The organism is Luteibacter sp. GL_149 (assembly GCF_057834065.1).
Genome location: NZ_CM174395.1, coordinates 4,028,187 through 4,035,000, shown reverse-complemented (window position 1 = coordinate 4,035,000; position 6,814 = coordinate 4,028,187). Strand labels below are relative to the sequence as shown.

At 57.9% G+C, this 6,814-nt stretch carries 4 protein-coding genes and 2 rRNA genes (1 of these 6 running past the window's edge); all 6 read left to right on the top strand.

Annotation, left to right across the window (positions count from 1 at the left end; genetic code table 11):
• A 23S ribosomal RNA gene (locus AC3IR3_RS17805) occupies window positions 1–2,284 on the top strand (it extends 601 nt beyond the left edge of the window).
• 116 nt (window positions 2,285–2,400) lie between these two features.
• Window positions 2,401–2,515 (top strand): 5S ribosomal RNA (gene rrf / locus AC3IR3_RS17800).
• A 355-nt stretch (window positions 2,516–2,870) separates the two neighbouring features.
• Entirely contained in the window at window positions 2,871–3,215 is a 345-nt protein-coding gene (locus AC3IR3_RS17795; RefSeq protein ID WP_489194105.1) for a YqhA family protein, read from the top strand.
• Window positions 3,216–3,387: 172 nt separating this feature from the next.
• Window positions 3,388–4,155, top strand: a complete 768-nt coding sequence (locus AC3IR3_RS17790; protein WP_132146924.1) for a DeoR/GlpR family DNA-binding transcription regulator — start codon at window positions 3,388–3,390, stop codon at window positions 4,153–4,155.
• Window positions 4,156–4,404: 249 nt separating this feature from the next.
• On the top strand, window positions 4,405–5,907 hold the full coding sequence (gene glpD / locus AC3IR3_RS17785) for a glycerol-3-phosphate dehydrogenase (protein ID WP_489194103.1): 1,503 nt from the start codon (window positions 4,405–4,407) through the stop codon (window positions 5,905–5,907).
• Between the two features lie 153 nt (window positions 5,908–6,060).
• On the top strand, window positions 6,061–6,765 hold the full coding sequence (locus AC3IR3_RS17780) for an MIP/aquaporin family protein (RefSeq protein ID WP_489194101.1): 705 nt from the start codon (window positions 6,061–6,063) through the stop codon (window positions 6,763–6,765).
• Window positions 6,766–6,814: the final 49 nt, after the last annotated feature.

Genomic DNA, 6,814 nt, shown 5'->3' with positions numbered 1-6,814 from the left:
GAGGCGAAGGGAAACCGAGTCTGAATAGGGCGAATAGTCTCTGGCAGTAGACCCGAAACCGAGTGATCTATCCTTGGCCAGGTTGAAGGTGCGGTAACACGCACTGGAGGACCGAACCCACATCTGTTGCAATAGATGGGGATGAGCTGAGGATAGGAGTGAAAGGCTAAACAAACTCGGAGATAGCTGGTTCTCCTCGAAAGCTATTTAGGTAGCGCCTCGTGCGAACACTGTTGGGGGTAGAGCACTGTTATGGCTAGGGGGTCATTGAGACTTACCAAACCATGGCAAACTCCGAATACCAACACGTGATACACGGGAGACACACGGCGGGTGCTAACGTCCGTCGTGAAAAGGGAAACAACCCAGACCCGCAGCTAAGGTCCCCAAGTTATAGCTAAGTGGAAAACGATGTGGAAAGGCATAGACAGCCAGGAGGTTGGCTTAGAAGCAGCCATCCTTTAAAGAAAGCGTAATAGCTCACTGGTCGAGTCGGTCTGCGCGGAAGATTTAACGGGGCTAAGCTATACACCGAAGCTCGGGGTGCACAACTTTTAAGATGTGCGCGGTAGAGGAGCGTTCCGTAGGCCTGTGAAGGTGGATTGTAAAGTCTGCTGGAGGTATCGGAAGTGCGAATGCTGACATGAGTAACGATAAGGGGGGTGAAAAGCCCCCCCGCCGAAAGCCCAAGGTTTCCTCGCGCAACGTTCATCGGCGCAGGGTGAGTCGGCCCCTAAGGCGAGGCAGAAATGCGTAGTCGATGGGAAGCAGGTTAATATTCCTGCACTTTTCTATAGTGCGATGTGGGGACGGAGAAGGTTAGGTCTACCAGGCGTTGGTTGTCCTGGGGAAAGGCGGTAGGCATGTATCTTAGGCAAATCCGGGATACTTTATGCCGAGCACCGAGACGAGTCCTATGAGGACGAAGTGACTGACACCACGCTTCCAGGAAAAGCCACTAAGCTTCAGCTATAGAAAAACCGTACCGCAAACCGACACAGGTAGGCAGGGTGAGAATCCCAAGGCGCTTGAGAGAACTCGGGTGAAGGAACTAGGCAAAATGGCACCGTAACTTCGGGAGAAGGTGCGCCTCTTGGTGTGGTCACGTGCGTGACTGAGCATCGAGGGGTCGCAGTAACCTGGCCGCTGCGACTGTTTATCAAAAACACAGCACTCTGCAAACACGAAAGTGGACGTATAGGGTGTGACGCCTGCCCGGTGCTGGAAGGTTAATTGATGGGGTCAGCCGCAAGGCGAAGCTCTTGATCGAAGCCCCAGTAAACGGCGGCCGTAACTATAACGGTCCTAAGGTAGCGAAATTCCTTGTCGGGTAAGTTCCGACCTGCACGAATGGCGTAACGACAGCGGCGCTGTCTCCACCCGAGACTCAGTGAAATTGAAATCGCTGTGAAGATGCAGCGTTCCCGCGGCAAGACGGAAAGACCCCGTGAACCTTTACTATAGCTTTACATTGAACGTTGAGTTCTTCTGTGTAGGATAGGTGGGAGGCTATGAAACCCGGACGCTAGTTCGGGTGGAGCCATCCTTGAAATACCACCCTGAAGTGCTTGACGTTCTAACCTAGGTCCGTAATCCGGATCGGGGACCATGTATGGTGGGTAGTTTGACTGGGGCGGTCTCCTCCCAAAGAGTAACGGAGGAGCACGAAGGTACGCTCAGCGCGGTCGGACATCGCGCACTGTGTGCAAAGGCATAAGCGTGCTTGACTGCGAGATCGACGGATCAAGCAGGTACGAAAGTAGGTCTTAGTGATCCGGTGGTTCTGTATGGAAGGGCCATCGCTCAACGGATAAAAGGTACTCCGGGGATAACAGGCTGATACCGCCCAAGAGTTCATATCGACGGCGGTGTTTGGCACCTCGATGTCGGCTCATCACATCCTGGGGCTGTAGCCGGTCCCAAGGGTATGGCTGTTCGCCATTTAAAGTGGTACGCGAGCTGGGTTCAGAACGTCGTGAGACAGTTCGGTCCCTATCTGTCGTGGGCGTTGGAGATTTGAGGGGGGCTGCTCCTAGTACGAGAGGACCGGAGTGGACGTTCCGCTGGTGTTCGGGTTGTCATGCCCATGGCATTGCCCGGTAGCTACGAACGGAAGTGATAACCGCTGAAAGCATCTAAGCGGGAAGCACGCCCCAAGATGAGATCTCCCGAGAGCTTGACTCTCCTAAAGGCACCATCAAGACTAGGTGGTTGATAGGCACGGTGTGGAAGTGCAGCAATGCATTGAGCTTACGTGTACTAATGAGCCGTGAGGCTTGACCATATAACCCCAAGACGCTTCGTTCGTCTTAGCCTTATCCCGAGACATTTCACCTCGACGCTTGTCACTCGTTTACACCCTATGTGGAGCCGGCGCTTACGCGCTGCTCCCACCCCTTCCCTGGCGGCCATAGCGGCGTGGTACCACCTGATCCCATCCCGAACTCAGCAGTGAAACGCGCATGCGCCGATGGTAGTGTGGCTTAAGCCATGCAAGAGTAGGTCACCGCCAGGGGCTTTATCTAGAAGGCCTCCCCAATCGGGGAGGCCTTCGTCTTTGCGGCTGTTGCCGGTGCGCGCTTCGCGCGCGACCCGCAACAGGTCACCGCCAGGGGCTTTATCCTGAAACACCCGCTACGAGCCATCGTGGCGGGTTTTTCTTTGCCTGCGTTTCCATCGGAAACGACCCGCAACAGGTCACCGCCAGGGGCTTTATCTTGAAACACCCGCTACGAGCCATCGTGGCGGGTTTTTCTTTGCCTGCGTTTCCACGGAGAACCGGTTTACCGCGTTGCTTCTCCACAATAAAACCGCAAGAATTTACGCTCACCCGTTATCATCAGAGATTACCCAGAAACACGAGATACCGAATGCAACGCTCCAACCGCCTAGGCCTGATGTCTTACCTGATCTTCTCTTCGCGCTGGCTGCAGCTGCCGCTCTATCTCGGATTGATCCTTGCTCAGGCCATCTACGTCGTGCAGTTCCTGCGTGAGCTCTGGCACCTGATCGAAACCTCGCTTCTGCATGGCGGTATCGATGCCGCGGTTGCCGACCAGAGCGCCGAAACGACGATCATGCTCACGGTCCTCGGCCTGATCAATGCCACCGTCCTGAAAGTAAAGTTGGCGATGGCGATCATCGGCATCTCCTCGATCCATCTCCTGGCCACATTCATCAAGGCGAAAAACCTCGATGGCAGCGTGATCATGTGACAGATTCTGCTACACCTGACCTTCGTGGTTTCCGCGCTTGCCCTCGGCTTCATCGATCGCGTCATGCAGCCAGCAGCGAGTCGCTCTGGCGCACCGCACTAAGTCCCGGGAATGACATGGCGAGCCGCAGCGGTCATGATGTCGCTGCGGTTCGCACCTATCTCTGAGAACGATGGATCCAACACTCAATCGCCGCCAGGAAGAACTGATTGCTCTCGTTCAACGCGAGGGCTTCGTTGCCGTCGAGCAACTGGCGGTGCATTTCGACGTAACGGCTCAGACGATCCGCCGCGACCTCGCGATGCTGTGCGACGCCGGGTTGCTACGTCGCTATCACGGCGGTGTAAGTCCGCCCTCGAGCGTCGAGAATCTGGCCTACAACGCACGAAAAGGCCTCCTGCAAGCCGAGAAGCAACGCATCGCCGCGCTACTTGCGCGGCACATTCCCGATGGCGCATCGCTCTTCATCAATCTCGGGACGACCAACGAAGACGTAGCGCGCGCATTGCTCGCGCACAAAGGTCTTCGCGTCATTACCAACAACCTCAATGTCGCGATCATGCTGAGCGACAACCCGTCGTTCGAGGTGATCGTCGCGGGCGGTGTCGTTCGGGGAAGGGACCATGGCGTGACGGGCGAAGCGACGATCGAGCTGATCCGTCAGTTCAAGGTGGACTTCGGCATCGTCGGCATTTCCGGTATCGACCTGGACGGAACGCTCCTCGATTTCGACTACCAGGAAGTTCGCGTGGCCCAGGCGATCATCGAGCATTCGCGCCAGGTCTATCTGGCCGCCGACCACACGAAGATAGGACGCAACGCCCTTGTGCGACTCGGATCGCTCTCGCGCGTGGACGCCTGGTTCACTGATCAGGCCCCGCCAGAACCGCTCGCGGCGTTTCTCGAGACCGCAGGAACGCACCTGTATATCGCCGACTGAAGTCGGCGCCTCTCCCTCTCCGCCAGCCATCCCGCCCGGCGCCACCCGTGGCTCCGCTGCACTGCAGCGTGCGATGTTTGTAAATGTTCGAATATGATCGATAACGTTCGGTCATGGCGAAATATGCGTGTCATACGCAAATATTGCCGCTTACAATTTTCATTTATCTCATAAATCGAACGTTCCCTGGCGTATGGTTCTCCCGGTCGACGGCCTTCTCCGTCGTAAGCCTTGCCTTCGGAGTGGTGAATGATCGAGCAGGTCGATGTACTGGTAGTCGGTGGCGGCATCAATGGCGCCGGCATCGCGCGCGATGCGGCGGGACGAGGGATGTCGGTCGTCCTTTGCGAGCGTGACGACCTCGCGTCGCATACGTCGAGCGCAAGCACCAAGCTGATCCACGGTGGTTTGCGCTACCTCGAACAGTTCGAGTTCGCACTGGTAGGCAAGGCCCTCGCCGAGCGCGAAGTATTGCTACGTGCGGCGCCACACATTATCTGGCCGCTGCGTTTCGTCCTGCCGCATCAGCCCCACCTGCGTCCGGCCTGGATGATTCGCATCGGCCTGTTCCTTTACGACCATCTCGGTCGTGGCCGCCGCACGTTGCCGGGTTCGCGGCGCATTCGCTTCAGTAAGCACGTCGCCGGCGAACCGCTGCGCGACGAGTTCCACGTGGGTTTTGTTTACTCCGATGCCTGGGTGCAGGATGCGCGGCTCGTGGTTCTCAACGCGATGGATGCCTCACGGCGTGGCGCCGAGATACTCACGCACACGCGTTGTGTCAGTGCGAAACGCGACGGTACGGAATGGATCGTCGAGCTCGAATCGGAGAAGGGAGGCCGGCGTATCGTTCGAGCGCGCGCGCTCGTCAATGCGACCGGTCCCTGGGCCTCGTCGTTTCTCGACGACGTGGCCCATGTAAAGCACGACCATGCACTGCGTTTGATCAAGGGCAGCCACATCGTGGTGCCGAAACTGTTCGAACATCGCTACGCGTATATTTTCCAGCAGCCCGATCGCCGCATCGTCTTCGCCATACCCTACGAGCGCGACTTCACCCTCATCGGCACCACCGATATCGAATACCGTGCCGATCCGGCGCATCCGGCCATCGACGCGGAAGAAACGTCCTATCTTTGCGAGGCGGCCAACCGCTATTTCAAGCGCAGTCTGACGCCTGCCGATGTGGTGTGGAGTTACAGCGGAGTGCGGCCACTGCTTGAAGACAAGAGCGGCAACGCGTCGGAAGTAACCCGCGATTACCACATCGAACTCGATCAAAACGGGCCGCCGTTGTTGAATGTGTTCGGCGGAAAGCTCACGACTTACCGGAAGCTTTCCGAGGAAGCCGTCGATCTTCTCGGCCCGGCGTTGGGGAATCCCCAACCGGCATGGACTGGCGCGGGACACGCTCTGCCTGGCGGCGGCGAGTTCGACATCGATGCGTTACTTGCCGACGTTCGCGCGGATCGCCCATGGTTACCGGAAGATCTGGCATGGCGACTGGTGCATAGCTACGGCACGCATGCGCGCGATCTCCTTGGCGAAGCATCGGGACTGGAAGCGCTCGGTCCGCACTTCGGCGGCGGCCTGTATCGGGCCGAAGTGGATTACCTCGTCAGACACGAATGGGCAACGCAGGTCGAAGACATTCTCTGGCGTCGAAGCAAGCTCGGTTTGCGTCTGGTTCCCGCCGAGGTCGAGCGTCTTGCGCGCTACCTCGACGAAAAGAAAATCGCCACGAGCGCGTGAGCGCCCCGTAGACAAGTTGAACGAAGAGGGCGCGCGTCGCTCCACGGGCGAAGCGCGTGCGTAGTGAGTGGATCCGGACGGCTGGCGTTCCGGGCCTTGGCCAGATGGCACAGTGCGATCGTGCCGTCTGAGTGGATACAGGAGAGTGCGTCCATGTCGGTCTATCTAAGTGAATTCCTCGGCACCATGATTATGATTTTGCTCGGCGACGGCGTGGTTGCCGGCGTGTTGTTGAAAGACTCCAAAGCAAAGGACGCCGGTTGGAGCGTCATTACCTGGGCATGGGGTCTGGCGGTGTTGATGGGCATCTACGTTGCCGCAGCGAGTGGCGCGCATCTGAATCCTGCGATTACGCTTGCGATGGCTTCCATCGGCAAACTGAGCTGGGCTCTCGTGCCCGGTTACATGGCCGCACAGTTCGCCGGTGCATTTACCGGAGCCGTCCTTGTCTATCTGACGTACCTTCCGCATTGGGCCGGCACGGCGGATCCAACGGTCAAACTCGGCGTCTTCTGCACCATTCCCGCCGTGCGTTCGTTGCCTTCCAACATCCTCACCGAAGTGATCGGCACGTTCGTTCTTGTCTACTGCGTACTCGCGATCGGCAGCAATAACCTTTCCGCGGGTCTCGCGCCGATCGGCGTCGCACTGCTGGTTGTCGTTATCGGCATGTCGCTCGGTGGACCGACTGGCTACGGCATCAATCCCGCCCGCGATTTCGGTCCCCGCCTCGCGCACGCGCTACTTCCCATTCCCGGCAAAGGCGGTTCCGACTGGGGGTATGCACCGGTGCCTATCGTGGGCTCCGTTATCGGTGCGTTGCTCGCCGCCTTCACCTATCGCGCCATTGCCGGCTAATTCGAGGACTTATCGTGACCAAGAAAAAATACATTCTCGCTATCGATCA